The sequence below is a fragment of the Cobetia sp. 5-11-6-3 genome (genome assembly GCF_013374055.1).
GTDB classification, from domain to species: Bacteria; Pseudomonadota; Gammaproteobacteria; order Pseudomonadales; family Halomonadaceae; genus Cobetia; species Cobetia marina.
Window position 1 is genome coordinate 17,622 of sequence record NZ_BLWJ01000012.1, and the last position, 13,307, is coordinate 30,928.

A 13,307-nucleotide genomic window follows, 5' to 3' on the forward strand; every position below is an offset into this window, starting at 1 on the left:
CTCTACCGTCATGACCGCCAGTGTGATCCACCTCATCCACTGGGGCCCCGTGCCGGGCAACGCTTACTGTGCTGACTTGTTCTTCGGCGGACGACCGCGACGCTTCGGCTGGTCACTGACCAGATCATCGACGGAAAGACCCGCTTCGATCATCGCATCACGAATCTCGGCAAGCTTGCGCTCCTTGGCGATTTCTTCTTCGCGACGCTGTTCATCTTCCTCGGCTTTCTGCTCAATGACTTCATTGATGACTTCAGAAAGCTTGTGCAGTTGTTCCATGGACAACTGGCGTGCCGCTGCACGTGCGACATTCTTGTTGCGAGCGATCTTTTCCAGGGATTCTGCGGTCATCTTGCTACCTCCACCATGCGGGCGAAACTGGAATCCAATGAGGGACACGATAGTTGATTGGATGTTGCAGCAAAGTATAAGCCTTAATTGAAAGCTGACAAGCCTTGTCAAAAGCAAGGCAGTGTTGCCACAGCACCGCCCAACAAGAACCCTGCTCGAAGGCAGGGTTCTTGTGAAGGTTTATCGTGTTGTCGAGTGGATATCCCAAGCCAGCCAAGAGATTCAGATGGCGATTTCGTCAGCCACCGGTCATGTTCATGAAGCGGACGATCTGGACATCACCATCGGTCGTGAAGTGGTGACGCTCCGGCTTGAGATGCATCGCCTCGATGATGGCCGCCTTGAGGGGTTCGATATTGCCGGGGTCGCGGCGCATGATGGCACGCAGATCCAGCGAGTGCTCATTGCCCAGACATAGCAGCAGACGCCCTTCTACCGTCACTCGAACACGATTGCAGGTCGAGCAGAAGTTGTGACTGTGCGGCGAGATGAAGCCTACGCGCGTTTCACTGTCTGCCATGCGGAAATACCGGGCCGGTCCCAGACTGTCTTCCAGCGTCGGTATGAGCGCGTGATGCTCCTCTATCCGCGCCTGCACTTCATCGCTGGAACAGAACGTCTCCTCACGTCCGTGATCGGACACCTGCCCAAGCGGCATTTCCTCGATGAAGCTGATATCCAGCCCTTCCTGGCGCGCGAAGTCGACCAGAGAAACGACCTCATGATCATTGCGCCCCTTGAGCACGACAGCATTGAGCTTGATGCGAAAGCCTTCTGCCCGCGCGGCCCGGATACCGGCGATCACCTTGTCGAGATCCCCCGTACGCGTCAGGGCCTTGAAGCGCTCAGAGTCCAGAGAATCAAGACTGATGTTGAGGCGCTGCATGCCGGCGGCCTTGAGACGAGCGGCATGCTTGACCAGGCCCGCCCCATTGGTGGTCATGGAGAAATCCTTCAGCCCGTCAAGCGCGCCGATATCTTCCACCAGAGTACCGATATCGCGTCTGACCAATGGCTCACCACCGGTCAGGCGAATCTTTTCGACCCCAAGCTCCACGAAGGCACGTGCCAGCAGGGCGATTTCCTCGAGACTCAATACCTCGTCTCGCGGTAGAAATGTCATCTCCTCGCTCATGCAATAGACACAGCGAAAGTCACAGCGATCCGTCACGGAGAGACGCACATAGCGAATGCGACGCCCGAAATCATCGACCAGGGTTTCCATCAACCATCTCCCAGGGACTGAGGTGTCACAGGAGTCAGGGAATCCTGCTTGGCAGAGTGTGTCCGAGCGCCTTCTGCCGAAGAGTGCCAGCGCTCCAGAGCATCGCGATCACTGGAGCGCTCCTGCACCCAGTAATCGCCAGAGGCGGTATGCTCCTTTTTCCAGAAAGGCGCACGCGACTTGAGGTTGTCCATCAGAAAGTCACAACCGGCAAAGGCGGCCTGACGATGCGCGCTCGCCACCAGCACCAGCACGATATTGTCCATGGGCGCCAGGCGCCCGATGCGATGGATGATACGCGCCCCTGTCAGCGCGAAACGTTCCTGCGCTTCCACCAGCAACGCCTGCAAGCTGCGCTCCGTCATGCCGGGATAATGCTCCAGTGTCAGTGCCTGGACATCGGGGCGTTCATTGAAATCACGCACCAGCCCGGTAAAGGTCACCACCGCACCGATATCCCCCCGAGCATGGGTCAGGGCCGCCTGCTCGGCGCGAATATCGAAATCCGCTGACTGGATGCTGACCGAAAAGGCCCGATCGGCAGTCGCAAGGGGTGTCGTCATCTCAGCCTCCCGTGACGGGCGGGAAGAAAGCGACTTCATCACCGGCCTTCAGAGGATGATCATCACGCACCATGTCCTGGTTCACGGCGCACAGCACGCGCGAGTCATTGAGCGCTTCCAGCTGCGGATCACGCAGTGCCAGGGTGCGCTTGAGCCCACCAACCGTGGCATCGGCCAGGGTGGCAGGGTTGAGCGAGAGTGACTCAAGGTCGAGACGCTCACGCAGCTCGGCCAGAAACAGGATGCGCAGATTGCCGTTCACCGCCGTGACAGGCGACACGTCCTCGGATGCGACTGCCTGGGCGGCCGGCACTCCCGTCGGGGCTGGCGCCTCCTCCTGCATGGCCTCACGCTGCCAGTCACCGCTCTTGCCACCCGTCTTGGTTTCCAGCTGGATGTCGCCGATCACGATGCCCTTGTCCACCGCCTTGCACATGTCATACAAGGTCAGTGCTGCCACGGAGGCAGCCGTCAGCGCTTCCATCTCGACACCTGTGCGCCCGTTGAGGCGACAGAACACCTGTATCTCGACACAGCTGTTCACTTCATCCAGCGTGAAATCGACCGTGACCTTGGAGAGCATCAAGGCATGGCAGAGCGGGATCAGCTCATGGGTGCGCTTGGCTGCCTGGATGCCGGCGATACGCGCCGTGGCCAGCACATCTCCCTTGGGCAGGCCGCCCTCCGCCAACAAGGCCAGCGTGGCAGGCAGCATGCTGACCCGCGCACTGGCACGGGCCTCGCGCCGGGTTTCCTGCTTGTCCGCGACATCGACCATATGGGCTTCGCCGCGGGCGTTGAGATGGGTAAGGCTCATTAGCTGTCTCGTATCCGTATCAGGTCCGCCGGGGGTGGCGGTTACCTCTGTAAGCATGGGCGGTCGTCACGACAGCCCGGTAGATCCTGTTTCGTGGTCTGTCGGCGGCCCGAGGATGTCGGACGACCCGCCGAACTCCGCGTTCGATCACTCGGCTTGGCAGGCCATCATGACAGGCCACGCGTCCCCAGCCATTGCACCATGACCGGGTCGCCGGCCTGGAGGGAGGCGCAGCCTGCCGGGATCTCGATCAGACACTGCGCGGCCAGCATCGAAGTCAGAATCCCCGATCCCTGGCGGCCAGTGGCAGTCACGACCTGACGCCCCTGGTCATCGAGCGTCACCCGGCCGCGATGATAATCGACTCGTTCAGGCCGTGAGCGCAGCGTCTCGCCTGCCACCATCTGCAGACGCGGTGACTGCCAGCATGCCAGGGTCCCCGGATGGTCTGCCGGTGCCGGGCTCAGCGGACCCAGCCCCCCCAGCATGCGCAACGCCGGCAGCACGAACTGCAGATAGGTCACCATGGTGGCGACCGGATTGCCGGGCAGACCGAAGAACGGCACCTGCCGGCCTTCCTCTGCCGCCAGTACGCCAAAGGCCAGAGGGCGCCCGGGACGCATGGCAATCCGCCACAGCGCCAGCTGGCCACAGGCCTCCAGCGCGCTGCGCACATGATCTGCCTCGCCGACCGACACGCCGCCGGAAGTGATCACCAGATCCGCCCGTGCCGCGGCATCTCGCAGGGCAATGCTCAACGCCTCGCGCTGGTCACGCAGAATGCCGAGATCCAGCACCTCGACTCCCTCGGCATGCAAGGCAGCCGTGAGGCTGAAACGGTTGGCATCATAGATGCCGCCGGCCGGCAAGGGCTCTCCCGGCGCCGTCACTTCATCACCGGTCGAGAAGATCGCTACACGCAGCGGACGATGAATGGTGAGTTCGGCCAGTCCCAGCGATGCAAGTACCCCGATGGCCGCCGGCGACAGCCATTGCCCCGCCGAGATCACGTCACTACCACGGGCGATATCCTCGCCGGCCTGACGCACATTCTGCCCTGCGCGAACGCTGCTGGCGCCGTCAATCACGACCTGCTCGGCAGTCTCGGCGTCACCCGCCTGGCTATCGGCATCAAGCATTGAATCAGGCGAGGCGTCGGGCGTGAAATAGTCGAGCTGCTCCTGCATGACCACACTGTCAGCACCCGCCGGCATGGCCGCACCGGTCGTGATGCGCAATGCCTCCCCCGGAGCCAGGGCACGCCCCGTCCAGGGGTGCCCTGCCAGCGAGCTGCCGATGACTCGGAGCTGGCATCGATCCCCCTCATCCAGCGCGCCGGCAGCCAGCGACGCGTGGGCCAGCGCGATACCGTCCATCGCGGCATTTGTCTGGGCAGGCACATCCAATGGCGATATCACCGGCTCAGCCAGAACATGTCCGACGGCCTGGGCGAGTGGCACGCGCTGGGTGGGCCGTGTCGCCGCGAGCTTCGCCAGACTGCCTCCCAGCACTGCAAGCGCCTCGTCGACACTCAGCATCCGCTCACCGAATCTTGGGTCAAAGCACGACAGACTCAAGAGGCCACCTCCTGACGGGGCTGGCCGCCATTCAATCGCCATTGCACCGGCCAGGCCGCCACCCAGGCCGCCAAGGCGTCGATATCATCGAGATCCAGCCGCGTCAGATCCGCGGGAAGCGCCACCGGGAACTCGCCATCGGGCTCATCAACTGGCTCATCCATTGAACCTGGCACGGCAAGTGCCCGTATCCAGGGGTCATGCAAGGCCCGCAGCGGCTTGCCGACGGCCGCGCGATGCAGCTCAAGCTTGGGCAATGGCCACTGCTTGAACCCCTCGACGAGAATCAGATCCACCGCCAGCCCATCGAGCTGCGCGACAAGCTGCTCCAGATCCGCCTCCTCTTGATCAGGCGTCTCCATCATCAGCGCAAAGCGCCGGGCAGAGGCAACCAGCATGGGAGTTGCCCCCGCCGAGCGCAGGCGATGACTGTCCTTGCCCGGCGTATCCACATCAAAGGCATGATGAGCGTGCTTGATGACGGCGACTCGCAGACCACGCTCACGCAAGGCCGGCAGCAACTGTTCCAGCAAGGTGGTCTTGCCCGTGCCGCTCCAGGCGGCGATGCCCAGCAGCGGACAGGCCGAGGCGGCAAGTCTCGCCGCCCAACCGGGTGACATCGTCCCGCCGCCGGTATCAGCGGAAGAGCAAGAATGAGAGACAGTGGACGCTTCGCGCCCCATGGCATCAGTGGGCAACTCGGGCATGACGATTCTCTTGAGGTTTCCGGCGTGCTCACGACGTGATGGCCGATACGATTCGATGATACTGATGGCATCGACCCACATGTCGGGCCCTTTTCTCTCAGCGCCGCTCATGAGGAGCGTTGGCGACATGATGAAAAAAGGGTGGCCTGCCACAACAGGCTTGCCTGTAAATCTGCAAGTCCAAGGCCAGGCATGCCTGGCGCGGCAGGACAATACGCCGCTGAATTCCAACATGTACGGCAGGTGAGCACTGACCGTGGATCATTATGACTCGCCTGGCCAGCGGAGTGGGGTCGGATGACACGCCTTGAATGCCCTGCGGCTCAGGCTCGGCAGCGGCCGCGCCGCAATGGCAATCGATGCGGGCAGTCTCAGCGGGGGCCGGATTCCATCGCTCTGCACTCATCCAGCGTATTGAGATTGGCGAAGTCTTCGGCCTTGCCCGCTTGCACCGTCAGCCAGACATGTTGCGCGAACCAGCGGTCGATCTTGCGCTCACCTGCCGCCAGAGCGGCTTCCAGTGATGGCAAAAGGCCACGGTGCAGGAGGCAGATGACGGGGTGATAGCGCTCGTCATCGGCGGCCACCGCCAGCAGCGCTGGCTCAGCCGAGGTGTCATCCCCCTGCACACGGTAGCCGGCCAGCCTGTCACCGTTGGCGTGATCTATCAGCGCCACGCTCAGGGTATCCACGAGGTCATTGGGCAGATGCGGCACGTCGCAGGCCACCACCATCACCCACTCGGTATGCGCGGCGGCCAGCGCACTGGCCATGCCCATCAGAGGGCCGTGATAGCCCGCCTCACGGTCTTCCACCAGCGGATGACCATAGGCGGCATATTCCTGATGCGAGCGATTGGCATTGATCAGCAGCTCACCGACCTGGGGCGTGAGGCGTGCCAGCACATGCGCGATCAAGGGCACCTCATTGAGCATGACCAGCCCCTTGTCGACACCGCCCATGCGCCGGGCCTGGCCGCCGGCCAGGATCACACCGGTGATGTTGGCCGGCGTCAGCGAGGCCGCCAGCTGTTCACCACTGGCCGGCAGAGGTGTCACGCCGGGATTGGTTTGGCCATCACGAGAGGGGCCGGAGTTGGCATCAGAGTGGGGTCTGGACATGCGAGAGGGTCTCGATGCAGGCGCGGCGGACGCGCGAGAAAATTCCTCTGATCACGCAAGACACGGGAACCGACGATACCTTTCCCGTGTCGGGCTCAACCAGGCATGCGCTCAGTGTGCAGGCTAGCTTCCGCCAACGTCCAGCGTGCCGTACAGCCATGACTCAGCGCGTTGTCCTGATGCGAGGACAGAATCACCGCGCAACCCGCCTGGGACATCTGCTCGAGACGGATGGCCAGCTGCTCCACGGCGGCCTGGTCGAGATTGGCCGCTGGCTCATCCAGCAGCAGGACGGGCGGACGCGACAGCCAGGCGCGCGCCAGTGCCAGACGTGCACGCTCGCCACCGGACAGCGAGCGTGCCGGCTGACGGGCATGCTCGCTCAGACCGCTCCACTCCAGCATGGCCTCGACCTGATCGCGCTGCTCGCCGGCAGAGCGCCGTTGCGGCTGCCAGCGCGCCGCCAGCACCAGGTTGCCGGCCACGCTGGTATCAAAGAGATAGGGTTGCTGGTGCAGATAGCGTATCTGGCCGGCGGCCCCCTTCTGCCAGCGAAGCTCTCCACCGCTGGCAGGCTGCATGCCGGCCAGCACCCTGAGCAAGGTGGTCTTGCCACTGCCATTGTCTCCGCTCAGATGCACCCAGCCGCGCCTCGGGTCTGGCGTCCACTCCAGAGAGGGTACCTGCCACAGCAAGCGGCCAGGGCTCGTGGGAGCGTCAGGCAGACGATACTGCAGGTCACGCACCCACAGCAGGCTTTCCTCGGCGAGGGCTCGGGGCTCTGGCACAGGCGCTGGCACAGACTCTGCCACGGGTTCTGGCACAGACTCTGCCACGGGTTCTGACGACGAGGTCAGCACGGCCTCATGGGGAGATTCGCCCGGCGAGGAGGATGAGGGCGAAGAGTTGAGGGGGGACATCGAAACTCCAGACGACAATTCAGACTTGCGCGATGCGGTGATCCACGGCACGCCACTCAGACCTGTACGGCCAGCTGACCACGGCCACGCAGCAGCCCCAGCAGCAGATTGAGCACCAGGGCCAATACCAGCAGCACCATGCCCAGGGCGACCCCCTGAGCGTATTCTCCCTTGAGGGTCTCCAGGGCGATCGCGGTCGTGATGTTGCGGGTAAAGCCGGCAATGTTACCACCCACCATCATGGCGCAACCCACTTCCGCGATGATTCTACCAAACGCCGCCACCAACGCGGCCATCACCCCGAAGCGTGCCTCCATCACCAGCCGCCACAACGCCGCAGGCCGGGATGCCCCCAGTTGCAATGCGGTTTCCCAGGCACGTCTGTCCACGCCAGCCAGTGCCGCATGCAGCATCACCACCAATATCGGCAGCGCCAGCAGAATCTGGCCCAGAATCATCGCTGGCTGGGTGAACAGCAGATGCCAATCCCCCAGAGGGCCTGCCCGTGACAGCAGAATGAACAGCAGCAGCCCCACCACCACGGTAGGCACGGCCATCAGGGTATTCACCAGCGAGATCAACAGCCAGCGCCCCGGGAAGGCGCAACGCACCAGCACGAAGGCGATCAGCAGAGCCGGCGGTACAGCCACCAGCATGGCCATCAGCGAGACCCGGAAAGAGACGCCGATGATTTCCCAGAGTGCGGCGTCCATGCTCAGCAGGAGGCCCATGGCCTCCTGCGTGGTATGCCAGAGCGTCACGAACGCGGCGCCGCCTGCTGGGTGGCAGTCTCACCGCCGGCTGCCTGACCTGCACCACTGCCATCCGCTGTCTTCTGGGCATCGAAACCGGTTTCACCGTGGCTGGCATGGAACAGCGCCTGCCCCTTGAGACGGAAGTCATCGATCGCCTGCTGACCCTCACGGGAAATCAGCCACTGAGCCAGCGCACGGGCGCCTTCGGTGTTCAGACCTTCATGATTGGCCGGGTTGACCAGAATCACCTGGTAGGGATTGAACAGGCGCGCATCTCCCTCCACCAGCACGGAAAGGTCGAGCTTGTCCTGCATGGCAAGCCAGGTGCCGCGGTCACTCAGGGTGTAATCCTGCAGCTCGCTGGCCATGCTCAGCACCTTGCCCATCCCCTGCCCCACGGCCTTGTATGCCGAGAAGTCGGGGACGACATCGGCGCTCGCCCACAGCGACAACTCCTTCTTGTGAGTCCCGGAGTCATCACCGCGTGACACGAAGCCGGCATTGCTCTCGGCAATTCTGGCCAGGGCCGCGTCCACGTCGGACATTCCCTCGACATTGGCCGGATCCGCCTTGGGCCCCAGCAGCACGAAGTCGTTGTACATCACGCCATGTGGCTCAATGCCATACCCGGCATCGACGAACTTGCGCTCCGCGCCCGGCGCATGCGTCATCACCAGATCCACATCGCCATCCTGCCCCATGCGCAATGCCTTGCCGGTCCCTACGGCGATCACCTGGACAGTGACATCGTTGGCCTGTTCGTATGCCGGCAACAGATTGTCCAGCAGGCCGGAATTGTAGGTACTGGTGGTGGTCGCGAGGCGGATGATGTCATCCGCGGCCTGAGCGGGTTGCAGGCTCAGCGCGCCGAGAGACAGACCGGCGATGGCACCCAGCAGATGGCGGGCGGAGAGGATGTGGCGATGCGGCATGAGGTAGCTCCCTGGCGTGTCATTATCGGGGTGATTCACGAGGGAGATGTGCCTCCAGCGATGGCTGGCCATCTCCCCGCGGCAAGACATTGCAAGCAGCGTGCCCGCAAGGCCACGCTCTCGCCATTCATCTGCAGGCTTGTCCTGCACATGGCCCGCTGGCAATGCCTGGATGCCCGGGTGAGCGCCGGCGAGAATACTGACAGGATATCGCCGCCCTGCCACAGGCGGGTCATCTTGACCCACCCGTGAGCCTGCGCGGGACGACACGATACACTGTTCCTTCGCGCTGGCCACCCGCTCGCGGCCCTGACTCTCGCTGCTGCGATGGCCTCATGCGCGGGCCTCTGGACCTCGCTTCACCCGACACCGTGGTGACTGTGCCCGCGCCGGGCGAAAGCGAATGCCGAGAGAATCGCAAGATCGAGAGAATGGCTAGATAAAGTACCGTGCGCCGCGCGACAATGAGCGAACGAACGCCACCCTGACACGCCATACCCGTATGACCATCGCCCCGATGCACGCCACGCATGATAGAGGAACGCCATGACCGTCCACGCCACCTCTCCCGCACGGGAGGCGCGTCGCGCCACGCACGACCAGGCTTTGCCGACCGCATCGGTCCTGATCGTCGATGACGAGCCGGGCATGCGGCGTTACCTGGAAAAGGCGCTGGCATCCCGCTTCGCGATGATCGAAGCCGTCGAAAGCGTCGAGCAGGCCGAATCGCTGCGCTCGCGCCTGCATTTTGACCTCATCCTGCTCGACATCCGCCTGCCGGGACGTGATGGCCTTGAGTGGGAAGAAGCCCTGTCACCGTCATCGGTCAGCGACGTCATCTTCATGACGGCCTATGCCGATCTCGATACCGCCGTACGTGCCCTGCGCGCAGGTGCCAGTGATTTCATCATCAAGCCGTTCCGCCTCGAACAGCTGCACGCCGCGATAGACCGCTGCCTCGAACGCCGCCAGCTGGCACGCGAGAACTTCCTGCTGCGTCGCGACAATGCACGCCACCAGGGTGAGGAGGCCAGCCTGCAGGGCGAGACCCCCGGCATGCAGGAACTCGCGCAGATCATCGCGCGCGTCGCGCCGGCCCCCTCTCCCGTGCTGATACTCGGGGAATCCGGCACCGGCAAGGAGCTGGCGGCACGCGACCTGCACCGCCTCTCCGGACGGCGCGGTGCCTTCGTACCGGTCAACTGTGGCGCCATCAGTCCGGAACTTCTGGAGAGCGAGCTTTTCGGTCACCTCAAGGGGGCCTTCACCGGCGCCCACCGCGGACGTGATGGGCTGTTCAGCTTCGCCGATGGCGGCACCCTGTTCCTGGATGAAATCGGCGAGATGCCGCTGACCATGCAGTCCAGGCTGTTGCGGGTACTGGAAACCCGACGCGTGCGCCCAGTGGGCGGTGAGCAGGAGCAGGCCGTCGATGTGCGCATCGTGGCCGCCACCCATCGCACGCTCGAGACGGAGGTCGCGGCGGGTCGCTTCCGGGAAGACCTCTACTACCGCTTGAACGTGCTCAGCTTGCAGCTGCCGGCGCTGCGGGATCGCCCCGCGGACATTCCTGCCCTGGCCCTGCATTTCTCTCGACAGCTGTCGCGCGAACTGGGACTGCCCGAGGTCCCCTGGGATCACACCGACCTTGCACGCCTGTGTCGCTATGCCTGGCCCGGCAACGTGCGTGAATTGAAGAATGTCATCGAGCGCGCGCTGCTGCTGGGCCGCCTGCCCGGCGATGCCCTCCCGGCCTCCGGCACCTCTCTCACGTCTGGCCATGCCGGTATGCCCGGCGCTTCGGATGCACCAGGCGACGCTGCCGCTCCCCATGCGGGGGGGGAGGCCGACAGCGAGGCTTCACACGGCTATCCGCTGGAGTGGTCGCTGGATCGTGTTGAGCAAGCGCATCTGCGTGCAGTACTGGAGCATCACGCCAACAACAAGTCCGCTGCCGCGCGTCAGCTGGGCATCTCGCGCAAGACGCTGGATCGCAAGCTGACCCACTGGCGCGCCGAGGCCGAGAGCGCCATGCCTGACCGCGACTCGTCTCACCGCTCGGCTGATGACCCTGCATGATCCAGCGCCTGCGCCATTACCTTGCCGGCTCCCTGCGCCGCCGCCTGCTGGTGCTGACGCTGGCCCCGCTGCTGCTGCTGCTGCTGGCGCTGGTCGGCCTGACCGCCTATTGGACCACCGCCTACACCGACCGCCAGCTGTACATGAACGTGCGCAGCGATCTCGATGTGGCAAGCCGCACGCTGCAACGTCAGCACCAGCGACTTCGTGACGGCCTGGAAACCCTGCGCCGCAACCTGCGCCAGTCCACCACGCTGCCAGGCCCGTCCTCACCATCGACCGAGACACTGGCGCCTCGTCTGAAGGCGTTGCGTGAGACCCTCAACGCCGATTGGCTCCGCTGGCTGCCAGCGGAGCAGCTCGGACAGACGCCCGGTGTCGCCGCCCTGGTTCCGCGTCTGCGCCAGGGCGAGAGTCTGGATGGCCTCGACATGCTCAGCGGCGATTCGCTGGCATCCCTCGACCCCTTGCTGGCAGAGCGAGCCCGCCTGGCCCTGCGCCGAACCCCCCATGCACAACCCAGCGCGCGGCGTGAGGAAACGCGCGGCATGCTGCTGCGTGCACTGGTGCCGATCATGGATTCACGCGGGACGCTCGTGGGCGTGCTTGATGCCGGGCGGCTGCTCAATCGTGACCCCAACCTGGTGGATGAGATCCGCGATCTCCTCTACGGCCCGGGGACGCTGCCGCTGGATGGCACAGGCACCATCACCCTGTTTCTGGACGATGTCCGAATTGCCACCAACGTGACTGACAGCACCGGTGAACGCGCACTCGGCACGCAGGCCTCGCTCGAAGTGACCCGTCAGGTCATCGGTGAGGGGCAGCGCTACGTCAATCGCGCCTTCGTGGTACGCGACTGGTTCGTTGCCGCCTATGCGCCTCTGGATTCTCTGGACGGCCAGCGAATCGGCATGATCTACGCGGGCTACCCCCAGGCACCCTACGTGCGACTCTACCGGGAGACATTGGTCCACATCAGCCTGGTACTGCTGGCGGTCAGCCTGTTGGGAGTTCTGCTGGTCTGGGGCGGGGTCGAGCGCCTGATGCGCCCCATTCGCCAGATACGCCATGTGGTGCATGCCGTTCGCGATGCACCCTCCAGTGATGGGCTGCGCATCGGGCCGCTTGCCTCGCTTGGGCCAGAACAGCGTCGTGGTGATGAGCTGGATGAGCTGGCGCAGGAATTCGATACCATGCTGGCGCGGCTGGAGGCGCACCGCAGCGAGATTCAGGCGGCCGCCAATACCCTGGAAGCCCAGGTCGAGGACCGCACGCGTGACTTGAGCGCACAGACGAACACGCTGCGCGAGCGCAGCCAGGCACTGGAGGAGCATGTCCGCCTGTTGCGCGAAGCACGCGCGAAGCTGTTGACCCGCGAGAAGCTGGCAGCACTCGGGGAACTCACGGCAGGCATCGGGCATGAGATCAACAATCCCGCCGCCGTCATCCTCGGGCATGTCGAGTTGATCGAAGTCATTCTCGGCGACCAGGCAGACCCCGTACGCGAGGAAATCGCGACCATCATCCATCAGGTGGAACGGATTCGCGCGCTGGTCGACAACCTGCGCCAATATGCACGTGACCCACATCAGGCGAGCCACCACGGCGCACAGGCAGAGCTGCCTGACCTGCCGGGCGAGACGCTCCCCACCACGCTGAGCCCCCCGAACCTCAGCCAGATTCATCCAGATGAGGCCATCCATAGCGTCGAAGTACTGGTACGCCATGCGCTGGATCATCACGGACACAGATTGACGCATGAGCTCTCGGCGACACGTCAGATCGAGGCCGACCGCGCCCAGCTGACACAGGTGCTGGTCAACCTGCTCATCAATGCCATCGAGATGGCACCCGGACCGGACACGCTATGCATCACCAGCGCCGATCGGGACGCGACGCTCGCCGGTGTGGAGGAGGATCATTCGCCGGTGATGACAGGAGACCCCGGCGGTGAGGTCGTGGCCGGCATCGAGATCCGGATCATCGATCACGGCAATGGCGTCCCGGAACACCTCAGGGAGCGCATCTTCACCCCTTTCTTCACCACGCGCGCCAACGGCTCCGGCATCGGTCTGTCGGTCTCGTCCGGGTTGATCACGCAACTGGGCGGACGACTGTGGCTGGAAGAGACGCCCGGGGGCGGCGCGACCTTCTGCCTGTGGCTACCTTGCATCGCGCGGCGTCACCACGAAGACAACCAGGGCCGACACCTGCTCGAGACCCTGAGCGCCGGTGGCAGCAGCCGTGCCAGTTGATC

The 13,307-nt window shown here is 64.0% G+C and carries 12 protein-coding genes; 2 read left to right on the forward strand and 10 right to left on the reverse strand.

Going from position 1 to position 13,307, the window contains the following annotated elements; translation table 11 throughout:
* Window positions 1-63: 63 nt before the first annotated feature.
* From HXS66_RS16360 to HXS66_RS16405, 10 genes are all read right to left on the reverse strand, one after another.
* Complete coding sequence (locus tag HXS66_RS16360; protein WP_077374537.1) at window positions 64-351, reverse strand: hypothetical protein; 288 nt, start codon at window positions 349-351, stop codon at window positions 64-66.
* 238 nt (window positions 352-589) lie between these two features.
* On the reverse strand, window positions 590-1,576 hold the full coding sequence (gene moaA, locus HXS66_RS16365) for a GTP 3',8-cyclase MoaA (protein ID WP_176493384.1): 987 nt from the start codon (window positions 1,574-1,576) through the stop codon (window positions 590-592).
* A complete protein-coding gene (locus HXS66_RS16370) occupies window positions 1,576-2,139 on the reverse strand; it encodes a molybdenum cofactor biosynthesis protein MoaE (RefSeq protein WP_176504093.1) in 564 nt (187 codons plus the stop codon). The genes moaA and HXS66_RS16370 overlap by 1 nt, the downstream gene beginning before the upstream one ends.
* A 1-nt stretch (window position 2,140) precedes the next feature.
* A complete protein-coding gene (gene moaC, locus HXS66_RS16375) occupies window positions 2,141-2,956 on the reverse strand; it encodes a cyclic pyranopterin monophosphate synthase MoaC (protein ID WP_176504094.1) in 816 nt (271 codons plus the stop codon).
* Between the two features lie 167 nt (window positions 2,957-3,123).
* Window positions 3,124-4,494 (reverse strand): gephyrin-like molybdotransferase Glp, encoded by a 1,371-nt coding sequence (gene glp / locus HXS66_RS16380; protein ID WP_255303320.1) that lies wholly within the window; start codon window positions 4,492-4,494, stop codon window positions 3,124-3,126.
* A 35-nt stretch (window positions 4,495-4,529) separates the two neighbouring features.
* Complete coding sequence (mobB, locus tag HXS66_RS16385; RefSeq protein ID WP_176504114.1) at window positions 4,530-5,153, reverse strand: molybdopterin-guanine dinucleotide biosynthesis protein B; 624 nt, start codon at window positions 5,151-5,153, stop codon at window positions 4,530-4,532.
* Between the two features lie 458 nt (window positions 5,154-5,611).
* Window positions 5,612-6,361, reverse strand: coding sequence for a molybdenum cofactor guanylyltransferase MobA (gene mobA, locus HXS66_RS16390; RefSeq protein WP_077374547.1), 750 nt, complete (start codon window positions 6,359-6,361; stop codon window positions 5,612-5,614).
* Window positions 6,362-6,456: 95 nt separating this feature from the next.
* Complete coding sequence (locus HXS66_RS16395; RefSeq protein WP_176504096.1) at window positions 6,457-7,149, reverse strand: ATP-binding cassette domain-containing protein; 693 nt, start codon at window positions 7,147-7,149, stop codon at window positions 6,457-6,459.
* Between the two features lie 188 nt (window positions 7,150-7,337).
* Window positions 7,338-8,012: an ABC transporter permease gene (locus tag HXS66_RS16400; RefSeq protein WP_205632739.1), complete on the reverse strand. Its 675-nt coding sequence runs from the start codon at window positions 8,010-8,012 to the stop codon at window positions 7,338-7,340.
* A 26-nt stretch (window positions 8,013-8,038) separates the two neighbouring features.
* On the reverse strand, window positions 8,039-8,968 hold the full coding sequence (locus HXS66_RS16405) for a substrate-binding domain-containing protein (RefSeq protein ID WP_077374553.1): 930 nt from the start codon (window positions 8,966-8,968) through the stop codon (window positions 8,039-8,041).
* Between the two features lie 546 nt (window positions 8,969-9,514).
* Between HXS66_RS16405 and HXS66_RS16410 the strand changes: the two genes are divergently transcribed.
* The gene (locus tag HXS66_RS16410; protein WP_176504097.1) at window positions 9,515-11,047 is read left to right on the forward strand and encodes a sigma-54 dependent transcriptional regulator; all 1,533 of its coding nucleotides are present in this window, start codon (window positions 9,515-9,517) and stop codon (window positions 11,045-11,047) included.
* Window positions 11,044-13,305: a cache domain-containing protein gene (locus tag HXS66_RS16415; protein ID WP_176504098.1), complete on the forward strand. Its 2,262-nt coding sequence runs from the start codon at window positions 11,044-11,046 to the stop codon at window positions 13,303-13,305. The genes HXS66_RS16410 and HXS66_RS16415 overlap by 4 nt, the downstream gene beginning before the upstream one ends.
* Window positions 13,306-13,307 lie beyond the last annotated feature (2 nt).